Source organism: Bacillus sp. 2CMS4F, assembly GCF_023161785.1.
Taxonomy (GTDB): Bacteria; Bacillota; Bacilli; order Bacillales; family Bacillaceae; genus Bacillus; species Bacillus halotolerans.
Map to the genome: position 1 here is coordinate 93,679 of NZ_JALNTO010000008.1, position 19,572 is coordinate 113,250.

18 protein-coding genes are annotated in these 19,572 nt (G+C 44.0%); 7 read left to right on the forward strand and 11 right to left on the reverse strand.

The features are described 5' to 3' along the window. Positions 1-9: 9 nt before the first annotated feature. Positions 10-441 (reverse strand): GNAT family N-acetyltransferase, encoded by a 432-nt coding sequence (locus MTN95_RS13015; protein WP_248338459.1) that lies wholly within the window; start codon positions 439-441, stop codon positions 10-12. A gap of 109 nt (positions 442-550) precedes the next feature. Between MTN95_RS13015 and pdxR the strand changes: the two genes are divergently transcribed. Then, positions 551-1,957: a MocR-like pyridoxine biosynthesis transcription factor PdxR gene (gene pdxR / locus MTN95_RS13020; RefSeq protein ID WP_248338461.1), complete on the forward strand. Its 1,407-nt coding sequence runs from the start codon at positions 551-553 to the stop codon at positions 1,955-1,957. Positions 1,958-1,994: 37 nt separating this feature from the next. On the opposite strand, the gene MTN95_RS13025 is transcribed toward pdxR, so the two are convergent. The 4 genes from MTN95_RS13025 to citA all read right to left on the reverse strand — a co-directional run bounded on the left by MTN95_RS13025 (position 1,995) and on the right by citA (position 7,156). Continuing rightward, on the reverse strand, positions 1,995-3,350 hold the full coding sequence (locus tag MTN95_RS13025; RefSeq protein WP_248338463.1) for a sodium-dependent transporter: 1,356 nt from the start codon (positions 3,348-3,350) through the stop codon (positions 1,995-1,997). Between the two features lie 117 nt (positions 3,351-3,467). Beyond that, positions 3,468-4,865, reverse strand: coding sequence for a branched-chain amino acid transporter BcaP (gene bcaP, locus MTN95_RS13030; RefSeq protein WP_101860899.1), 1,398 nt, complete (start codon positions 4,863-4,865; stop codon positions 3,468-3,470). A gap of 248 nt (positions 4,866-5,113) precedes the next feature. Then, the gene (locus MTN95_RS13035) at positions 5,114-5,983 is read right to left on the reverse strand and encodes an SDR family oxidoreductase (protein ID WP_105955280.1); all 870 of its coding nucleotides are present in this window, start codon (positions 5,981-5,983) and stop codon (positions 5,114-5,116) included. A 72-nt stretch (positions 5,984-6,055) separates the two neighbouring features. Then, positions 6,056-7,156 carry a citrate synthase CitA gene (citA, locus tag MTN95_RS13040; RefSeq protein WP_024120727.1) on the reverse strand — a complete coding sequence of 367 codons (1,101 nt, stop codon included), beginning with the start codon at positions 7,154-7,156 and terminating at the stop codon, positions 6,056-6,058. A gap of 108 nt (positions 7,157-7,264) precedes the next feature. On the opposite strand from citA, the gene citR reads away from it, so the two are divergent. Next, positions 7,265-8,140, forward strand: a complete 876-nt coding sequence (gene citR, locus MTN95_RS13045) for a transcriptional regulator CitR (RefSeq protein WP_105955278.1) — start codon at positions 7,265-7,267, stop codon at positions 8,138-8,140. A gap of 69 nt (positions 8,141-8,209) precedes the next feature. Here the strand turns inward: citR and lytE are convergent, their stop codons facing one another. Then, a complete protein-coding gene (gene lytE / locus MTN95_RS13050) occupies positions 8,210-9,211 on the reverse strand; it encodes a peptidoglycan endopeptidase LytE (protein WP_024120725.1) in 1,002 nt (333 codons plus the stop codon). 538 nt (positions 9,212-9,749) lie between these two features. On the opposite strand from lytE, the gene MTN95_RS13055 reads away from it, so the two are divergent. Continuing rightward, complete coding sequence (locus MTN95_RS13055) at positions 9,750-11,126, forward strand: alkaline phosphatase PhoA (RefSeq protein WP_248338465.1); 1,377 nt, start codon at positions 9,750-9,752, stop codon at positions 11,124-11,126. 30 nt (positions 11,127-11,156) lie between these two features. Here the strand turns inward: MTN95_RS13055 and spoVR are convergent, their stop codons facing one another. Then, a complete protein-coding gene (gene spoVR / locus MTN95_RS13060; RefSeq protein WP_248338467.1) occupies positions 11,157-12,563 on the reverse strand; it encodes a SpoVR family protein in 1,407 nt (468 codons plus the stop codon). A gap of 166 nt (positions 12,564-12,729) precedes the next feature. On the opposite strand from spoVR, the gene MTN95_RS13065 reads away from it, so the two are divergent. From MTN95_RS13065 to lytF, 3 genes are all read left to right on the forward strand, one after another. Beyond that, positions 12,730-14,262 carry a mechanosensitive ion channel gene (locus tag MTN95_RS13065; protein ID WP_483861567.1) on the forward strand — a complete coding sequence of 511 codons (1,533 nt, stop codon included), beginning with the start codon at positions 12,730-12,732 and terminating at the stop codon, positions 14,260-14,262. Between the two features lie 111 nt (positions 14,263-14,373). Further along, positions 14,374-14,814 (forward strand): nitric oxide-sensing transcriptional repressor NsrR, encoded by a 441-nt coding sequence (nsrR, locus tag MTN95_RS13070; RefSeq protein WP_010333538.1) that lies wholly within the window; start codon positions 14,374-14,376, stop codon positions 14,812-14,814. 152 nt (positions 14,815-14,966) lie between these two features. Continuing rightward, positions 14,967-16,412, forward strand: coding sequence for a peptidoglycan endopeptidase LytF (lytF, locus tag MTN95_RS13075; RefSeq protein WP_248338469.1), 1,446 nt, complete (start codon positions 14,967-14,969; stop codon positions 16,410-16,412). Between the two features lie 42 nt (positions 16,413-16,454). On the opposite strand, the gene MTN95_RS13080 is transcribed toward lytF, so the two are convergent. Further along, a complete protein-coding gene (locus tag MTN95_RS13080) occupies positions 16,455-16,778 on the reverse strand; it encodes a YqzG/YhdC family protein (RefSeq protein ID WP_024120720.1) in 324 nt (107 codons plus the stop codon). Between the two features lie 201 nt (positions 16,779-16,979). Between MTN95_RS13080 and MTN95_RS13085 the strand changes: the two genes are divergently transcribed. Beyond that, entirely contained in the window at positions 16,980-17,222 is a 243-nt protein-coding gene (locus MTN95_RS13085; RefSeq protein ID WP_024120719.1) for a YhdB family protein, read from the forward strand. Positions 17,223-17,237: 15 nt separating this feature from the next. On the opposite strand, the gene MTN95_RS13090 is transcribed toward MTN95_RS13085, so the two are convergent. The 3 genes from MTN95_RS13090 to MTN95_RS13100 are packed head-to-tail and all read right to left on the reverse strand — an operon-like array spanning position 17,238 to position 19,545. Next, positions 17,238-17,762, reverse strand: coding sequence for an NADPH-dependent FMN reductase (locus MTN95_RS13090; protein WP_248338471.1), 525 nt, complete (start codon positions 17,760-17,762; stop codon positions 17,238-17,240). Beyond that, the gene (locus MTN95_RS13095) at positions 17,759-18,406 is read right to left on the reverse strand and encodes a response regulator (RefSeq protein ID WP_248338473.1); all 648 of its coding nucleotides are present in this window, start codon (positions 18,404-18,406) and stop codon (positions 17,759-17,761) included. Before MTN95_RS13095 ends, MTN95_RS13090 begins: the two co-directional genes overlap by 4 nt. Next, entirely contained in the window at positions 18,403-19,545 is a 1,143-nt protein-coding gene (locus MTN95_RS13100) for a GAF domain-containing sensor histidine kinase (protein ID WP_105955272.1), read from the reverse strand. The genes MTN95_RS13095 and MTN95_RS13100 overlap by 4 nt, the downstream gene beginning before the upstream one ends. Between the last annotated feature and the right edge of the window lie 27 nt (positions 19,546-19,572).

The window sequence follows — 19,572 nt, forward strand, 5'->3', positions numbered from 1 at the left end:
CGTCTTTTTTTAATACAATTGTTTTCTGAATAAATAGCTTTCAATCGTAAATCCCATTTTATCCGTATAAAATCTGTGGGCGTCTTTGCGCTGAAGACCTGATGAAAGACTGACAAGAGGATAGCCCGCATCTTTCGCCCAGTTTGCCGCATAATCCAAAAGAAGTTTGCCGTACCCTTTAGATCTGTGAGACCCGCTTGTGACAAGATCCGCTATCCATACGTACTCTCCTTTATGAAGCGAGACCCTTGGCAGTGCGCCGCACAGCGCCCTGATTGCTTTATCCTCATATAAGGCAAACAGCACATACGACTCTTTTTGGACACAGCGCTCCAGCCTATGTAAATACGTCTCTTCATCCAGCTCTGTTCTTAATTCGTGCATCACCGGATAAGCTTCCATCCACTCTTCTCTCGTCGTTAATTGTTTGATATGAAGCATCTTATCAATCCCCTCTCCATTCGTTACAATGATGATATCCGATTTATGGCATTCACCAAATAGCCAAAACCTGAAAAAATGACCACGCCAGATGCAAAGGAGAGATAAAATGGATATCACGCCGTTTCTGGATAAAACAAGCAAAACACCGCTGTATGAACAGCTTTACACCTATTTCAAACAAGAAATGACACATGCCAGAATCACCAAGGGAATGAGGCTTCCGTCAAAACGCAGGCTCTCCGGCTTGCTCGGTGTCAGCACGGCAACGGTAGAACGCGCCTACGAGCAATTAACCGCTGAAGGATATGTCAAAAGCAAGCCTAAAATCGGCTGGTTTGCGGCAGAAATTGAACCTGAGTTTCCGGCTGCTCCAGTATCATATCAACCGCCTCCTCAATCGGTCACTCATAAGGAGATAGAACCTGTTATTAACTTTCACCAAGGAAATGTAGATCCGGTCCACTTTCCCTTTAACGCTTGGCGAAAAAGCATAGTGAAAAGTCTCGATCTGTATTCTGAACAATTTCACACCTCAGGCGATCCTCAAGGAGAACCTGCACTCAGAGAAATGATAGCCCGATTTGTCAGACTGTCACGCGGTGTCAATTGTGGCCCCAGCCAGATTATTATCGGAGCAGGCACTACTGTCCTTCTGCAAATTCTTTGCCTTACGCTTCAGCCGGGAACAAAAGTCGGTTTTGAAGAACCGGGATTTCACCGTTCAAGACGAATGTTTGAGGCCAATCACATGAACGTGATCCCCATTTGCACTGATGAAGAAGGAGTCTTGCCGGCTAGCCTTACACACGAGAGCCCGCATCTTGTCTATACGACTCCCTCGCATCAATTCCCGCTCGGGAGCATAATGACGATCGCCCGAAGACAAGAGCTGTTATCTTGGGCAAAAGAGGCAAACTCATTTATTATTGAGGATGATTATGATGGAGAATTCCGCTACAGCGGGCAGCCCATTCCATCTCTGCAAGGCCTTGACCCGAATGGCAGGGTCATTTACCTCGGCACTTTTTCAAAATCATTGCTCCCTTCTTTGCGGATCAGCTATATGATTCTTCCTGCTGCACTTATTGAACCCGTAAGAAAAAATGCGCATTTGATGAAACAGGCGGTCTCTTCCCATAATCAATTGGCATTGGCAGATTTCATTGAAAACGGCGAATGGCAAAAGCATTTGAACAGGATGAGATCCTTGTATCGAAAAAAACATGCTGTTCTGCTGGAAGCGATACGAACTGAACTGGGAGACAGTGTTGAGGTTCTCGGAAAAAACTCGGGGCTTCACATCCTGCTCCGGCTCATGTTTTCAGCCAGTGAGGATGAAGCGATAAAAGCTGCTGCCAAAAACAGAGTGAATGTCTATCCGGTATCTCCATCGTACAAAAGCCAGCCGCCGTTTGTTTCTGTCTTAATCGGTTATGGAGGGCTTTCTGAAGAGGACATCCGGCTCGGTATCAAAAAGCTGAAAACAGCATGGGAGCCGCTGATGAAATCATAAAAAACAAAAAAACAGGCCCCCAGCGGAGCCTGTTTTTCTAAAAGGATATAACCCCGATTAAATTTAAGAACACAATAATAATAGCCAGCGGCACAACGAAACGGAGCAAATAAAACCATATATAAAAGAATGCTTTTCCGGGATGCGATCCTTGTCTCATTTCTGCCCACAGCTCCTGTTTCGATATTTTCAGCGGAATAAAAATAGAAATTAACAGGGCGCCTAATGGCAGCAGAACATTGCTGACAGTAAAATCGACAACGTCAAAAAACGTCTTATCAAATATGCGCACATCGCTCAGCATGCCATAAGATAAGCAAGATGGGATACCGACTAAGAAGATTAAAAACCCGCTTGTCCATGACAGTTTTTTTCTCTTTGTTTCATCGCCTTTGCCGATAATGGCTACAATCATTTCCACCATTGAAAAGGCAGAGGTCAGTGCGGCAAATAAAAATGCGACAAGAAAGCCGATGAAAAACAGGATGCCGAACGGAAGCTGTTCAAAAACGGCCGGAAGCACTGTAAACAGCAAAGTCGGACCTTCATTCGGCTCCAATCCGAAGGAGAAAACCGCAGGAAAAATAGCCAGGCCTGCCAAAAGTGTCACAATGATATTCATGACGACAATGGAGGCTGCAGACCGCGGGATATTTTGCGTTTTCGGCAGATAGGAGCTGTAAGTCACCATGACCGAAACCCCCAGTGTTAACGTAAAGAAAGCCTGTCCCAGCGCAAATAAAACAGACTCCGGCGTCAAATCGCCGAAATGAGGCACAAGCAAAAATTTCACGCCTTCAATCGCATGATCCAGCGTGAGCGACCGAAGAACAAGCAGGACAAACAAAATAAACAAAATCGGCATCATCACCGCGCTTACCCGTTCAATCCCTTTTTGAACCCCTCTTGCGACAACCAGCACAGTCAGCACCATAAAGATAAGCTGAGCCGCGAGCGTCTGCACGGGATTTTGAATAACAGAACCAAAAAGTGCACCGTACTGTTCCTGGGTGAGTCCGGACAGTGAACCTGATGCTGTTTTCACTATATATAGTAAAATCCATCCTCCGATAACACTGTAAAACGATAAAACTAAGAAACAAGCCGCTACGCCGACCCATCCTGTGAGAAACCAAGCTGTTCGCGGCGCTTCTTTTTTATATGCATCAATGGCATTCGTTTGGTTCCGTCTTCCAAAGATAAATTCTCCCACTAAAAGCGGATAGCCCAAGAGAATGGTAAATAGCACAAAAATAAGGAAAAAGGCGCCTCCTCCATTCGTCCCCGCTACATAAGGGAACTTCCAAATCGCGCCTAAGCCGATGGCTGATCCAGCGGCAGCCATGACGAAACCGATTTTTGAAGCCCATTGGACTGGTTTTTGCTCAGACAATGATGTCACTTCCTTTCCAGCCTATATTATCTCTTATTTTCATGCTTATTTCTATATATTCATTTGATGAGAATAGAAAAGAGAGCGGCCAGTGTCAGCCGCTCTCTTCTTTGAGAGTTATTGATTTAATTTTGAATGCTTTCTTGAATATAAGAAATAGATCGCCATGCCAATTAACAGCCACACAAGGAAGCGGACAATCGTTACCCATCCAAGATTAAAAATTAAGAACAGGCAGAAAAGAATTGCTAAGCCCGGGATAACCGGAACCCCCGGGCATTTAAAAGCTCTCGGGAGATCAGGCTGTTTCTTTCTCAATACGATAACCGCCACAGAAATCAGCACAAACGCTGACAGCGTTCCGATGTTTACCAGCTTGGCAAGCTCATCAAGCGGAACAAGTGAACCGAGAAGCGCCGACATAATGCCGAAAAACCAAGTCGCAACATAAGGTGTTTTATGCTTCGGATGAACCTTAGAAAGCGAGCCCGGAACCAGGCCGTCACGAGACATAGCAAACATAACGCGTGTCTGTCCATAAAGCATCACAAGCATAACCGTTGTCATTCCCAAAACCGCGCCGATATCGATAATGCCTGCCACCCAGTTTTGTCCCGCGCTTTGAAGAACGAGAGAAACCGGATGATCGACGCCTGCAAACTGGGCAAACGGAACAACCCCTGTCATGATAGCCGATACAGTAACATATAAAATCGTACAAGCCAATAACGAGAAAATAATTCCTTTCGGCAGATCCTTCCCAGGGTTTTTCGTCTCTTCCGCAGCAGAGGATACAGCGTCAAATCCGATAAAAGCAAAGAAAACGAGCGCCGCTGCGCTGAATACGCCGCCAAAGCCCATTGGCATAAACGGCTGCCAGTTATCCGGCTTCACGTAAACAGCTGCCACCGCAATAAATAAGAGAACGACCAGCACTTTTAAAATCACCATAATGTTGTTGACTCTTTTAGATTCTCTGATGCCTAAATAAAGCAAATACGTTATCGCAAGAACAATGACAAACGCAGGTAGATTAAAAATGGTAAATGTTCCTTTTACAGCCCCCGGAGCAGCCGTTAAGGCAACCGGGAGATGAATGCCAAGCCCGGACAAAAATGATTGAAAATACCCGGACCACCCGACTGAAACGGCACTTACCGCCAGCATATACTCTAAAATTAAATCCCACCCGATAATGAAGGCCAAAAGTTCTCCCATTGTAGCATAAGTAAATGTGTACACGGAACCTGAGACAGGCACACTTGAGGCAAATTCAGCATAAGACAATGCAGCGAATAAACAAGCCAGCGCTGCGACAACAAATGAAATGGTCAGTCCGGGTCCGGCAGTTACCGCGCCTGTCCCCGTCAGTACAAAAATCCCAGTACCAATAATGGCACCAATCCCAAGCAGTGTTAAGTCAAATGCCCCTAATTCTCTTTTTAAGGATTTTTCCCCATTTGTTGCAGCGATTAAATCTTGTATGCTTTTCTTCCTAAATACGCTTCCTTTCATTCCCCTTCAACTCCTAGCTGATGTTTTCTTTATATTTTATTTGAATTTTCTGAATTCATGAGCGGTAATGGCCGTTTTTCTTTTTTTCTACTATATTTGTACTGGTGATGAATCATTCCTTTCTCCTACTCAATATTATATATAAAAATCTGAAAATGAAAACTAAATTTTTAAAAAATTCGACCAACTTATGCAGTACCATATTTTCATGCACAAAAAAACCAGCAGATTTGCTGGTTTTTTGTGCATTATGTTGAAATAAAACGGCCGCCATTTACATGAATCGTCTGTCCCGTCATATAGGAAGATTCATCAGATGCGAGCAAGACGTATACACCCGCATGCTCAACCGGCTGTCCCGGTCTGCCCATCGGTGTATCAAGTCCATGCTGTTTCACTTTTTCTTCCGGGAATGTCGCCGGAATCAGCGGTGTCCAAATCGGACCGGGCGCCACCGCATTCACTCTGATGCCTTTATCAGCAAGAGATTTGCTCATTGATCGTGTAAAGGAGACAATTGCACCCTTTGTACTGGAATAATCAATTAATGCGGTATCCCCTTCATAAGCGGTAATCGAGGTCGTATTAATGATTGCGCCCCCTTCTTTCAAGTGAGGCAAAGCTTTCTTTGTCATATGAAACATTGAAAAAATGTTCGTGCGGAAGGTTTTTTCAAGCTGTTCTGTTGAAATATCAAGAATACTGTCCTGCGGGTGCTGTTCAGCTGCGTTGTTAACCAAAATATCCAGCTTCCCAAAATGGTCTACGGTTTGCTGTACAGCCTGTTCACAATGCTTCTCATCTCCGACGTCACCCGGAATCAGCAGGCAGCGGACGTTTTCCTGTTCAATCTGTTTTCGCGTTTCCTCCGCGTCAGAATGTTCGTCCAGATAAAGAATGGAGACGTCCGCCCCTTCTTTTGCGTACGCGATTGCTGCCGCTCTACCGATTCCGCTGTCGCCTCCTGTAATGATCGCGACTTTTCCTTTCAGTTTTCCGCTTCCTTTATAATCACGGTCCTCTGATAAAGGAAGAGGATTCATTTCGGACTCAATACCCGGCTGCCGGTCCTGCCGCTGCGGTTCTTGTCCTTCTGTTTGTCTGTCCATTGGGTTCATATTGATCACTCCTAGACATGATAATACTGATCGTTTACCACATCACAGCAGCGAATAAACCGCAACATATGTTTATAAAAGTACTTCTTCAGGAATAGCCCCTGTATATTTAGCTGACGGGCGGAAAATCATGTTGTTTTCTGCTTGTTCCAGCACGTGTGCGCACCAGCCTACCATTCGGCTTGCTGAAAACGTCGGTGTAAACAATTCATCATCAAAATCAATCGCTTTCATGACAGCAGCTGCATAAAATTCAACGTTTGTGTACAGCTTGCGGCCCGGTTTGTAGATGTCCAGCAAACGAATCGCCTCTGCCTCTACATGCAGCGCCAGATCCAAATCACGGTCATCTCCTGCAACCTCCTCAGCTTTCTGTCTCAAAGCTTCTGCCCGCGGATCTTTCGTCTTATACACACGGTGCCCAAATCCCATCAGGCGTTCTCCTTTTTCAAGCTTTGCTGTCAAATACGCTGCAGCATTCGCTTTTTCTCCAATGTCTTCAAGCATTTTCGTCACAGCAGATGGAGCCCCTCCATGAAGCGGGCCTTTCATCGTGCCAAGCGCCGCGGTAATGGCCGATACCAAATCACTCTCTGTAGACAAAGTGACCCGTGCCGAGAAAGTTGATGCGTTCATGCCGTGTTCCATGGCCAGAATCATATATGTTTCAAGCGCTTTCTTTTTTGCTTCTGAAGGCTGTTCACCTGTGAGCATATAATAATAGTTTTCGACATGTCCGTACTGGGAAGATGGCTCAATGGCTTGCTCGCCGCGCACCCAGCGTTTTCTGTAAGCGATAATGGACGGCGTGATGGCAATCAGCCGAATCGCTTCTTCTATTTTTGGATAAAACGTGTACGTATTTTCCCCTAATGCTGAAACAACCGTTCTCAGTACCGACATGTCGTCCATGTTGTTTGGCAGCGACTGAATCAAACGCCCGATGCGGTCAGGCAGGTTTCGCTCCGCAATCAGCTTTTTTTCAAATGTCTGTAATTCATCTGATGCCGGCAGTTTTCCAAATAAAATCAAGTAAGCGGCTTCTTCAAAGCTGTGATGCAGCGCGATGTCTTTTGCATGATGTCCTCTGTAGATAAGCCGGCCTTTTTCGCCGTCAATATGACTGATTGATGTGTCCACACATGTAATTCCCTTTAATCCGTAATGTACCATTTGTATTCCCCCTATCCTTTTCTGTTATTATAGTAAATATAATATTTAAAAAATATTGAATATTTTAAAGGGAATTAATTAAAAATCTTAATCAGAGGGAGAATGGAAATGGATTTCAAATGGCTTCACACCTTTGTGACCGCAGCGAAATATGAAAACTTCAGAAAAACAGCAGAAACGCTTTTTTTATCTCAGCCCACTGTAACCGTTCATATCAAGCAATTAGAAAAAGAAATCAGCTGCAAGCTGTTCGAGCGAAAAGGCAGGCAGATTCAGTTAACCGATGAAGGCAGGGCTTATTTGCCATTCGCTCTGAGGCTGCTTGATGACTATGAAAACAGCATGGCAGAGCTCCACAGAGTGAGACAAGGCTACTCTCAAACCTTACAGCTCGCGGTTTCGCCGCTTATTGCCGATACCGTGCTTCCATCTGTTATGAAACGATACACTTCAATGAATATCGAAACAGAAATTGCAGTGAAAATTTTTGAATCGGCAGAAATCTCGTCTCTGATTAAAGCCGGCGAGGCGGATATCGGACTGAGCTGTTTAAAAGTCCAGTCTTCTTCTTTAACATGCCACTGTTTATATAAGGACCCTGTCGTCCTCGTTGCGCCTCCTGATCAGCGTTTCACATCAGACGAAGAAATTGATGCCAAAGAGGTGCTTGAGCAATACCTGCTTTTGACCCACAATCATCCTGACTACTGGGACGACTTACTCCGTCAAGTCAGAGTGACTTTTCCATTTGTGAGAACAATGAAAGTCACACAAACCCATATAACGAAACGGTTTATAAAAGAAGGACTTGGCGTTTCATTCCTCCCCTTATCTACAGTAAAGCGCGAATTAGAGGAAAAACAGATGATCAGAATCCCTTACCATTCTGTGCAGCTGCCCTATGCCGGTGCTTATGCGATCGCCCTTTATGAAAATAAGAAGGAAAAAAAGTTTTTGGACTTTTTATCACATTTTCATTTTTAAATGTAACCAAAACGAAGATGCTCCGTCTAATGAAAAAAACCCGTTCTATGAACGGGTTACTTCGCAAAATTAGAATCTTTTCGCGCCGAGGTAGCGAGGCTTCCAGTAGCTGTTGTTCAGGCTGCTGATTTGTACGCCGTCAGATCCTGCATGAACGAAACTGTTGTTTCCAATGTAAATCCCCATGTGAGAAGGGCCGGATTTATAAGTTGTAAAGAATACGAAATCACCGACAGACGGGCTGGCAATGCTCTTCATGGAACTCCAGTACCCCGCAGTGCTCGTTCTTGCCACACTTGTTTGTTTGTTTAATACGTACCAAATGAATCCGCTGCAGTCAAAACCGGAAGTTGTTGTTCCGCCCCATTTGTACGGCGTTCCAGTTAGCGCTTTTGCATCAGAAACCAGTTTGCTTACGTTAAGTGATGTAGATGATACTTTGCTGCTTGAACTAGATGAAGGCTTAGATGAAGTGACAGGTTTTGAACTTGTTCCTTTCACCTTCAATACTTGTCCGACATAGATTAAATCTGATTTTAAGCCGTTGAGACTCTTTATTTTGCTAACCGTTGTGCCGTATTTTTTCGCAATTTTAGATAGACTGTCGCCGCTTACTACTTTGTATGTAGAAGTTGCAGACGTAGACACGCTTGATGAACCGGAGCTGCTTGAACTGCTTGAGCCCTTCACTTTCAGAACTTGTCCGATACGCAGAAGATCTGATTTTAAGCCGTTCAGTTTTTTCAGTTCATTGATCGTCATGCCGTATTTTTTCGAAATCTTCCAAAGACTGTCGCCGCTCACTACTTTGTATGTAGAAGAAGATGAACTGCTTTTTGAACCTGATGCTGCCGATTTACCGTTAATGGATAAAGTTTGTCCTGCGTAAATAATATCAGAATGAAGCTTGTTTTCTGATTTAATTTTACTTATTGTGGTGCCGTATTTTTTTGAAAGATCCCATAACGTGTCGCCTTTTTTCACCTTGACGCTTTGTGCAGATGCCGCTCCTGCAAATAAGGTCGATCCTAAAACTACTGCTGTTGTAGCTGTAATGATTTGCTTTTTCATGTTTTCCTCCCTAAATATGTATATCTATTATTATCTCTTTTTTTAATTAATCATCTTGTTTTCTATTATAAGGATGGATTCCCAACAGAAATAGTCTTGACTTCACGTGACAAATTTCTTAATTATTCGTTTTCAAAAAAAGTTTTTAAGGGTATTAAATATTTCATTTTCATTTCAAAGGTGACAAAAAACGAGTGCTTTTGTCATGTTTTTTGGGCGGTTTATCAACATTTAGGAAATAATTGAAGAAGGTTTTGGGGATTTATGACATAGCGTAAGAATGTGGAACTTATAGGTTTCGATAAAAACTGCGGGCATCCGCAGTTTTTTTATTTAAACAACCATATCACGCATAAACCATGAGGTAAAGATTTTTCCGGAAAAATGAATGCTTTGATGAAAGAAAGGCAAGATAACGGACACAGACAATTTATATTCATCACAATCCTTTACCTAATGTTTACAGGATCAACAGCCGCACTTAACAAACATTCCCTATCGTAATAAGCAGAATAAATTAAAGGAGGCCTGCAAAAAAATGAGTCTGTTTCAAAAAATGAAATCAAAATTGCTGCCAGTCGCAGCTGTTTCCGTGCTTACAGCCGGTATATTCGCCGGTGCAGAGCTGCAGCAGACCGAAAAAGCAAGCGCCAAAAAACAAAACAAAGATGAGATCAGAAATGTCATTGTGATGGTTGGGGACGGCATGGGAGCATCATACATAAACGCCTACCGTTCCATGAAAAATAACGGTGAAACACCGAACAACCCGAAGTTAACTGAATTTGACCGGAACCTGACAGGCATGATGATGACGCACCCGGATGACCCTGACTATAATATTACAGATTCAGCAGCCGCCGGAACCGCATTAGCGACAGGCGTTAAGACATATAACAATGCAATTGGCGTCGATAAAAACGGAAAAAAAGTAAAATCAATACTCGAAGAAGCCAAACAGCAAGGCAAGTCAACAGGGCTTGTCGCAACTTCTGAAATTAACCACGCCACACCCGCAGCATACGGCGCTCACAATGAATCGCGGAAAAATATGAACCAAATCGCCAACAGCTATATGGATGATAAAATAAAAGGCAAACAAAAAATTGACGTTTTGCTTGGCGGCGGAAAATCCTACTTTACCCGCAAGGACAGAAATTTAACGAAAGAATTTAAACAAGCGGGCTACAGCTATGTGACAACAAAACAAGCGCTGAAGAAAAATAAAGATCAGCAGGTGCTCGGGCTTTTTGCAGACGGAGGGCTTGATAAAGCGCTCGACCGCGACAGCAAAACCCCATCCCTGAAAGATATGACTGTTTCAGCAATTGACCGGCTGAATCAAAATAAAAAAGGATTTTTCTTGATGGTCGAAGGCAGCCAAATTGACTGGGCCGCTCACGACAATGATACTATCGGAGCCATGAGCGAGGTTAAGGATTTTGAACAGGCCTATAAAGCCGCTATTGAATTTGCGAAAAAAGATAAACACACGCTTGTGATTGCAGCTGCTGATCATACGACAGGCGGATTTACCATCGGTGCAAACGGCGAAAAAAATTGGCATGCGGAGCCGATTTTGGCCGCGAAAAAAACACCTGAGTTTATGGCCAAAAAAATCAGCGAAGGCAAACCGGTCAAAGATGTGCTCGCCCGCTATACAGATCTGGATTTCACACGTGAAGAAATGAAAAGTATTGAAGCCGCTTCACAGGCTGACAAAAGCAAAGGCGCCTACAAAGCCATCATCAAGATTTTCAACACCCGCTCTAACAGCGGCTGGACCAGTACCGATCATACCGGTGAAGAAGTACCGGTATACGCGTACGGCCCCGGAAAAGAGAAATTCAGCGGACTGATCAACAATACCGACCAGGCAAAAATCATATTTAACATTTTGAAAACAGGAAAATAAAAAGGATGCAGGACACTGCATCCTTTTTTCTTATAAATACCTGCGGTGAACCCCTTTTCCGTCATACGAAAACATCACTTGCTTATCCTCCAGCACAGATTCGATATGCACGCTTCTTCCCCACAGCTGGTATAAATAAGGAAGCACTTTCTCCAAGTATTTCAAATCCAGTTCTATGCCCTCATACCAATGCTTAATTAAGAGCTCGTTATTTTTCAGATAATCGCCTTCGTTTACTGTCAAATACGGAAATCCTCCGTTTACCCGCATGCTCACAAGCTGATTGCGGACAGCCTCCCACTCTTTATCGACGATTTTATAGTCTCTGCCCTGCTTTTGGAACAGGTAAAGATCCTCGCGCATCACTAAATCTTTTGTTAAATAATTGCGGATGAATGAGATATCTGATTCAATCTCTCTGACCTCAAACATTTTCTCCCGGCCTGAGTTCGGCTTGACGCCCATTTTCTTCATTTCCTCAGTCGGATTGTTATACCGTTCCTCAATATCTTCAAAAATCTTCAGTCCCAAATAATAAGGATTGATTCCCGTTTTTGACGGCTGGACAACCCCGGCATTCAGCTTGGCGAACTCTATCGCTTCATCAGAGGTTAAATCAAGCTCCCGGATAATTCTTTGATGCCAGTATGAGGCCCATCCTTCATTCATAATTTTTGTTTCCAGCTGAGGCCAGAAATAAAGCATTTCTTCTCTCATCATCGTCAAAATATCACGCTGCCACGGCTCAAGTTCCCTTGAATGCTCTTCAATAAAAAGCAGAATATCTTTCTCGGGCCGCGGCGGGAAAGGTTTTTTTGATTTTTTCAGTTGTTTTCTCGGTTTCTTTCCATCTAAATTCCATAGATCATCGTACGGCGTAGCCATTTCCTCAAATTCTTCTTCCTCATCATCCACACTCCACTGGAGCTTCGGACGCACCAAAGACGGATCGATATGCTCCTGGATTGAAAGGATCGCGTCTAAAAAGGCCTCCACTTCCTTTATTCCGTGAATCCGTTCATAATACTTAATCCGCTCCGCCGTTGCCGCCATGCTTTCCACCATGTCACGCTTCGTATTTTGGAAGCGGCAGTTGTTTTTGAAAAAGTCACAGTGGGCGAGAACATGGGCGACAATCAATTTATTTTGAATCAGTGAATTGCTGTCCAGCAAAAAGGCGTAGCATGGGTCTGAGTTAATGACAAGCTCATAAATTTTGCTTAATCCAAGGTCATAATGCAGTTTCATTTTATGAAACTGTTTCCCGAAGCTCCAGTGGCTGAATCTTGTCGGCATCCCGTACGCGCCGAATGTATAAATAATTTCAGCCGGGCAAATTTCATATCTCATCGGATAGAAATCAAGGCCGAATCCTTTTGCAACTTCGGTAATTTCCTCAATTGCCCGCTGTAATCCCTTTTTCTCCTCCGCGTTCAACCGAATCCCCCCTACTTGGACTTATCTATAATGTATGAGCCCGCCTGATAAAAGATGATAAGTCACATTTCCGCCTGAAAAAAACTTGCCCTGCACATTGGCCTGTTTGCCAAATGTGTAAGTGGGTAAAAACAGACCATATTACGAAAAAAAGGAGCGATACCAATTGAATGCAGCAGACATGTTTTCTTCTTATCTCAGTAAATTGCCAAACCTCATCATTGCTTTGCTTGTCTTATTAATCGGATGGGCTATCGCCAAAATCATTGAAAAAGCGGTGTACAAAGGGCTCAGAAAAACAAAAATCGACGACAAGATCTTTGCTGAGAAAAAGCCGTCACGCTATTCATCAGAAAAAATCGTAAGCAAGGTCGTTTATTTTATCGCTTTGATTATCGTCTTTATTTTATTCTTTAACATTTTGCACCTGACAACAGTGGCTTCGCCTTTTGTCAGCATGCTTTCTGCTATTGCAGCAGCTGTTCCGAGCGTGCTGAAGGCCGGATTGATTCTGCTGTTAGGCTGGGCGGCAGCTTCTGTGTTAAGCTTTCTTGTCAAAAAAATCGGGATGAAGCTGAACATGAGCGAAAAACTGCGCAAATGGAACTTGGTATCTGAAGAGAAAGATATTCACCAGGCAGTTAACGCCGCTTCACAAATTGTCTTTTATCTCGTGCTGCTCATTTTCTTGCCGGGCGTCTTATCTTCACTGAATATCAGCGGAATTTCAGGCCCGTTTACCAATATGATGGAAAGCGTACTCGCTTTTCTGCCGAAATTATTCGCTGCCGCGCTGATCGTTTTAATCGGCTGGCTCATCGCCCGCCTGGTCCGTGACATCATCACGAATTTCCTAGCAAGCATCGGTACAGAAAGATTCGCTGCTCGTATGGGATTATCCATTTACTTAAAGGATACAAGCCTTTCAGCTGTCATCGGAACCATTGCTTATGTGCTGATTTTAATTCCGGTTGTCATTTCAGCGCTTGATCGTCTTGATGTCGCCGGCATTTCTCAGCCAGCCGTCTCTATGCTCAATACCATCTTACACATGCTTCCGAATATCATTATCGCCATCGTACTGATTTTAGCCGGTATATGGGCCGGAAAATGGGTAAACACAATGGTGTCCGGACTGCTCCGCCGTGCAGGCTTTGATTCTTTATTAGGAAAAATGGGCGTAGAACCTGGCGCATCCGCAAAGCTGTCACTCTCCCAAGTTGTCGGTATGATTGCGCAAATCATTGTGATCCTGCTGTTTACAGCCGAGGCGCTGCAAATTGTTCAGCTGCATTTACTCGTTGAGATCGCAGGAGGCATCATCGCGTATCTGCCGAATGTCCTTGTCGCAGTATTTATCCTCGGAATCGGCCTTTACGCCGGAGAATTGGTGCGCAAGGTACTGGCCAGCATGATCAAAGGTCAGGAGTTCAAATCTTTAGCTGCGATTGCCAAGTATACAATCATCGCACTGGCTTTCTTTATGGCACTAGATCAGCTCGGAGTCGCTGACACAATTGTCAATTCCGCATTTATCATCGTGCTTGGCGGATTCGCACTTGCATTCGGTTTATCATTCGGTCTTGGCGGAAAGGATTTTGCTTCACGTTATCTTTCTAAATTCGAACGCAAAATTCAAAACACCGAGGTTGATACGAAAAACCGTTCAAAACAAAATCCTTCCAATGACATGAATTAAAAAAATGCGTGTGCCCAGCAGGGTGCACGCTTTTTTAGGGAAATTCCTTTTTTTTCATTTTATAATAGATTATGATAAGATATAGAAAATGTCTTATTCCGAGGTCTTAATATGAAGTTAACAAATTATACAGATTATTCATTACGAGTTTTGATTTTTCTTGCTGCAGAACGTCCCGGAGAACTTTCAAATATAAAACAGATCGCCGAAACGTATTCTATTTCAAAAAATCATCTCATGAAAGTCATATACAGGCTCGGTCAGCTCGGATATGTAGAAACGATACGCGGACGTGGCGGCGGCATACGTTTAGGCATGGATCCTGAAGACATTAATATCGGAGAGGTCGTCAGAAAAACAGAAGACGATTTTAATATTGTTGAATGTTTTGATGCGAATAGAAATCTCTGCATTATTTCTCCAGTGTGCGGCTTAAAACACGTGCTTAATGAAGCGCTTATGGCCTATCTTGCCGTTTTAAACAAATATACGCTGCGAGACCTTGTCAAAAACAAAGAGGAAATTATGCAGCTTTTGAAAATGAAGGAATAGTTGATGATTCCTTCTTTTTTTATGCCCTTTTTCCTGCTTTCTGTTAAGATAATATGACTGATTTTTAAAAAAGGCAAAACGATGAGTTGAATCTGCCGATATAAAAAAGAAACAGCATATTCAAAATCATTGGGGGAAAAAGGAGAGCTCAGATGAAAAAGAAATTAGCAGCAGGGCTGACAGCATCCGCAATTGTCAGCACAACACTAGCGATTACACCCGCTGAAGCAGCAACGATTAAAGTCAAAAGCGGAGATTCCTTATGGAAGCTGGCGCAAACCTACAACACAAGTGTAGCGGCCATCACATCCGCCAATCATCTTTCGACTACCGTCCTGTCAATCGGCCAGACGCTTACCATCCCAGGCAGCAATTCCGGCACTTCATCTTCTTCTTCAGGCTCAACAGCAAAGAAGAGCGGAAATTCTGTTTACACAGTGAAAAGCGGCGATTCACTATGGCTGATTGCCAATGAGTTTAAGATGTCGGTACAGGAACTGAAAAAGTTAAACGGATTGAGCAGCGACATGATTCGTGCAGGGCAAAAATTAAAATTATCCGGAAAGGTTTCTTCAAATTCCAGTTCCGGCACTTCAAGCAGCTCTAAATCATCTAAATCGAGCTCAAGCTCTTCAGCTTCGACTGGCACTTACAAAGTGCAGCTAGGTGATTCGCTTTGGAAAATCGCGAACAAAGTCAATATGTCCATCGCTGAATTGAAGGTATTGAACAATTTAAAATCAGATACCATTTATGTGAATCAAGTGTTAAAAACAAAATCAGCGGGTTCTAATTCGTCATCTAAAGACAATTCATCCAAATCGAATCAATCAACGTCAGCAACAACGAAGTACACCGTAAAAAGCGGAGACTCACTTTGGAAGATCGCAAACAAATATAACCTGACTGTACAGCAAATCCGAAACAGCAACAATCTGAAATCAGACGTTCTGTACGTCGGACAAGTGCTGAAGCTGACCGGCAAATCATCTTCCGGCACATCAACAACACCGTCTTCGTCAAATTCAAGCTCCGGAACAACGACGACTACATATACGGTGAAGAGCGGTGATTCCTTATGGGTGATCGCGCAAAAGTTCAATGTGACAGCCCAGCAGATTCGGGAGAAAAACAACTTGAAAAACGATGTCTTACAAATCGGCCAGAAGCTCACGATTACAGGCAAAGCTTCATCTTCAAATTCAAGTTCCGGATCTTCAGGCAGCACGATCTCAACAAGCGCGAAGATTAACAAAATGATCGCGGCCGCTAAGGAGCAGCTTGGCGTTCCATATCGCTGGGGAGGAACGACACCGGCCGGATTTGACTGCAGCGGATTCATTTACTATGCGCTAAACAAAGTGACATCCGTGTCCAGATTAACGGCGGCCGGCTACTGGAACACCATGAAATCTGTCAGCCAGCCTGCAGTCGGAGACTTTGTCTTCTTTTCGACATACAAAGCCGGCCCTTCTCATGTCGGGATTTACCTCGGAAACGGGGAATTCATTAATGCCAACGACTCAGGGGTTGTCATTTCAAATATGAACAACTCATACTGGAAACAGCGCTACCTCGGAGCAAAGCGTTATTTCTAAAAACAAAACTGTATGGCCTTTGTCGGCTGTACAGTTTTGTTATTAAAGACGAAACACATTGATGCTGATCATATGTTTTGTCACAGGGTGAAAATAAACCTCCGCACGCACGGAAAATGTTTCATCATTCTGTTTGACGGTCACCCGAAAGACATCCTTTGTCTGCTGGTCATTCACCTCGGTCCGCCCCATATAGGCGTAATCGGAAAAAGAAGCCCCTTTATATTCATCTTGAATTTTACTCCAAGCGAGCTGTTCCCACTTTTGAACAGACTCGTTCATGTTTTCTGAATGCCCTTTTGCAGCCATCGATAAGATGATGAAACCGCAAAACAGAAGCGCAATGGCATACGGCAGAGATTTCATGTTTTCAGTCTCCTGTACCCAGATTATTTTCATCTTAGGTTTTCCAAAACCGCTTGCTTCATTCAGACATTTTCATTTTATGTCTCCCTCATATTGCTACCCCAGTTCTGACGCAGACGCCAAGTTTTGCCCCGTCAATAACAGCTGATGCGGCATAAACTAATCCTGAACTTCTCACACAGGAAAGGAGAAGCGATTGATATGGATTATGCTGATTACGACAAAGCATTGTATTACACCCATCGTTCCCAATGGGATAATTTATTAATTTTAATGGTGCGGACAGAGGATGATTTGTTATCAAAACGAATTGAGCATTTTTTGCATGCATACCATTTTGAACAGGATTATGCTGTATTAGAAAAGGTGCTGTATTCTCTTCTCCGCTATATTGACCATGCCACTGAGCTGACATATGAGGATCAATTAGCGCTTCTCACATAAAAAAACCCCCGGTGTTTAGACGCCGGGGGTTCCTGCATTTGCGAACATGTGCAATTCTTCCATCAGCTCTTTTATGCTGGCCGCCATGTGTTCCGTTACTGTTGCGTTTTCCACATCAATCGTTACCGGATCAAGCACAAGCTGCCTCGGAATAGCATTGGCATATAAACCCCGCATCACGGTTCTCATATTGTTCAGCGCATTGATTCCGCCTTTTCCGCCGCCTGCTGCTGCCAAAAGAGCTACTGGCTTATATTTAAATTGTTCGCTGCTTAAAAAATCCAGTGCATTTTTTAAAGCGCCGCTCATGCCGCTGTGATATTCAGGAGATAGTAATACAATCGCATCCGCTTTGCTGACGCGCTGTTTCAGCTCTTGTACCCGCATAAGCGCGGCCTGTTCGGCTTCACCGTTAAATAACGGCAATATAAATTCGCTCAAATCAATCAAATCCGTTTGATACACAGATGAAATATAGGTTGCCGCAATTCTTGTCCTGCCATGTATTCTCGGCGAGCCGCTAATCACTAATATGTTCACGTTGTGGTCTCTCCATTCAGGTTGTATTTCACTGCAAAAAGCGCTGCTTGTGTGCGGTCCGCCAGCTCAAGCTTTGCTAAAAGATTAGACACATGAGTTTTTACTGTTTTTTCTGAAATAAACAACGCCGCTGCGATTTCTTTATTGCTTTTTCCGCAAGCAATTTCGTTTAGCACATCTCTTTCCCGCCGGGTTAATTGATAAAATTTTTCTTTTTCCGGTTCATTCTGTTTTTTCATATGTGTCAGGACATGGGGCATAATAGCTGAAGATAGCATATATTCGCCTGAATCAACCTGTCTCAGTGTTTTCACCAATTCCTCCGGCTCCGTATCCTTTAGCTGATACGCCTTCGCTCCTGCCTGAAGCGCAGGGATTACATGCTCCTGATCAGAGTAGCTCGTCAGCACGATGATATGGACTCCGGGAAATTGCTGTACTGCTTTTTTTGTTGCCGCTATTCCATCCATATCCGGCATCGACAGATCCATCAGCACGAGATCTGGCTTTGTTTCTTCGATGACACGGAGGGCCTCACTTCCGGTTGCCGCTTCTCCGACAACTTCAATGTCGTCCTTGGTGGCAAAGAAAAAACGAAGCCCCTTCCGGACAACATGGTGATCATCCGCTATTACAATTCTCATCTCACTGTCCTTCCTTTCTGATTGGTAAGTGGAAGTCTGACAGACAGCTTCGTGCCAGCTCCAAGCTCTGACTCAATGAAAAATTCCGCGCCGGCTTTTTCTGCCCGCTCTTTCATTCCTTTGATGCCAAGTGAAGGCAGGCCGTCGTGCGCTTCATAACGAAATCCTGCCCCATGATCGATAATATCCAGTTCTGCATAGGACGAAGAAGCAGCAATTCTGACATACGCCGTATCAGTCCCGGCATGCTTTTTGCAATTATTGAGGGCTTCCTGCACGACACGCCACAGCATATGCTCCTCTTCATCACGAAGGTCCGGACATCCTTTTTGTGTAAAGACGACATTCAATCCGATCAGAGTGCCGTAGCTTTTAATGGCTTCAGCCAGCCCTTTTTCCAGTCCTCCGGGACGAAGCTGCCAGATTAAGGACTTCATTTCAGCCAGCGCGTCCTGCGTTAACGTTTGAATAAAATCAATCATCTGCTGCAGGGTCTCTTCTTGTGTTAATGTCTTTGCCGCTTTTGCTGTTAAACTGACGGAAAACAGCATCTGGTTGACTGAATCATGCAGCTCCTGAGCGAGACGGTTCCGCTCCATTAAAAGAGCGTTTTTTTGTTTGTATTCAGCAAGCCTCATCCGCTGTATCGCTGTTCCGATCTGAAAAGCAACCGCCTCCAGCAAATGAAGCTCCTCCTCATCAAAAAGTGTCTTTCCGGCCGCCGCCACATTTAATAAACCAAACCGTCTGTCTCCATCTTCTAAGGGAACGGTTGCATGATGCGTAATCCCTTCTGTGTCAAAACAATGCAGCTCTTCAGCTGATTCTATGCGTTTACAGTTCATAATATTGGCTGCTTTTCTAAGTCCGCCGTTATTGAATTTCGTCAGGCAATAGCACTCCCCTTCACACATCAGCACTTTTTCCCTGCGGCTTAAAGCAGGCGGCAGGTATGCGTCTGCCGCTAATGTATAGGAACCGTCCTCTTCAATGAGAAAGATCCATCCAGACTGAAGATTCGTTAAGCTCAGCAATTCTTTTAAAACTTCATTCAGCGTTGCTTTGACATCGTGTCCTTGATTCAAAGTCTCGGCAATGGTTTTCAGCGTTCTTAATTTTTCCACCCTCGGTTTGGTCACGTCTCTCACTCCGGCTATGGTTATTAT

What these genes read in the sequence shown, in the direction of transcription:
- MTN95_RS13015 (WP_248338459.1), bottom strand. Translation starts at nt 441, where the DNA reads ATGCTTCATATCAAACAATTAACGACGAGAGAAGAGTGGATGGAAGCT.
- pdxR (WP_248338461.1), top strand. Translation starts at nt 551, where the DNA reads ATGGATATCACGCCGTTTCTGGATAAAACAAGCAAAACACCGCTGTAT.
- bcaP (WP_101860899.1), bottom strand. Translation starts at nt 4,865, where the DNA reads ATGAAAGGAAGCGTATTTAGGAAGAAAAGCATACAAGATTTAATCGCT.
- MTN95_RS13035 (WP_105955280.1), bottom strand. Translation starts at nt 5,983, where the DNA reads ATGAACCCAATGGACAGACAAACAGAAGGACAAGAACCGCAGCGGCAG.
- citA (WP_024120727.1), bottom strand. Translation starts at nt 7,156, where the DNA reads ATGGTACATTACGGATTAAAGGGAATTACATGTGTGGACACATCAATC.
- citR (WP_105955278.1), top strand. Translation starts at nt 7,265, where the DNA reads ATGGATTTCAAATGGCTTCACACCTTTGTGACCGCAGCGAAATATGAA.
- lytE (WP_024120725.1), bottom strand. Translation starts at nt 9,211, where the DNA reads ATGAAAAAGCAAATCATTACAGCTACAACAGCAGTAGTTTTAGGATCG.
- MTN95_RS13055 (WP_248338465.1), top strand. Translation starts at nt 9,750, where the DNA reads ATGAGTCTGTTTCAAAAAATGAAATCAAAATTGCTGCCAGTCGCAGCT.
- nsrR (WP_010333538.1), top strand. Translation starts at nt 14,374, where the DNA reads ATGAAGTTAACAAATTATACAGATTATTCATTACGAGTTTTGATTTTT.
- lytF (WP_248338469.1), top strand. Translation starts at nt 14,967, where the DNA reads ATGAAAAAGAAATTAGCAGCAGGGCTGACAGCATCCGCAATTGTCAGC.
- MTN95_RS13080 (WP_024120720.1), bottom strand. Translation starts at nt 16,778, where the DNA reads ATGAAATCTCTGCCGTATGCCATTGCGCTTCTGTTTTGCGGTTTCATC.
- MTN95_RS13085 (WP_024120719.1), top strand. Translation starts at nt 16,980, where the DNA reads ATGGATTATGCTGATTACGACAAAGCATTGTATTACACCCATCGTTCC.
- MTN95_RS13095 (WP_248338473.1), bottom strand. Translation starts at nt 18,406, where the DNA reads ATGAGAATTGTAATAGCGGATGATCACCATGTTGTCCGGAAGGGGCTT.